This window comes from Vibrio sp. 10N.222.55.C6 (genome assembly GCF_041473395.1).
GTDB classification, from domain to species: Bacteria; Pseudomonadota; Gammaproteobacteria; order Enterobacterales; family Vibrionaceae; genus Vibrio; species Vibrio crassostreae_C.
In genome coordinates this window covers 1-209 of the sequence record NZ_JBFRSD010000254.1, presented here as the reverse complement: position 1 = coordinate 209, position 209 = coordinate 1, and the positions used below count along the sequence as shown (strand labels likewise).

Sequence of the window (209 nt, the reverse complement as noted above, 5' to 3'; positions counted from 1 at the left end):
TAGTAGAGCCAGTAACGCTTCCGCAGTACCAACTTCTTATTCTGTGGCGTCTTGGTTTGAAACTCAGGGAAGCCAAAGGTCATCACCAAAACCAGAATAAAACCAATACCGCCAGTAATACCGTACACCCAAGCAAAGTCGAGCTTCAGCTGTTCTAGCATCACCCAGATAGATCCGTAAGTGATTAAGGATGCCAACGCGCCAACGGA

The 209-nt window shown here is 47.4% G+C and carries 1 pseudogene; it reads right to left on the bottom strand.

The window, feature by feature from the left end:
* Nucleotides 1–209 (bottom strand): annotated as a pseudogene (locus tag AB4486_RS23525) (MFS transporter); the annotation flags it as partial.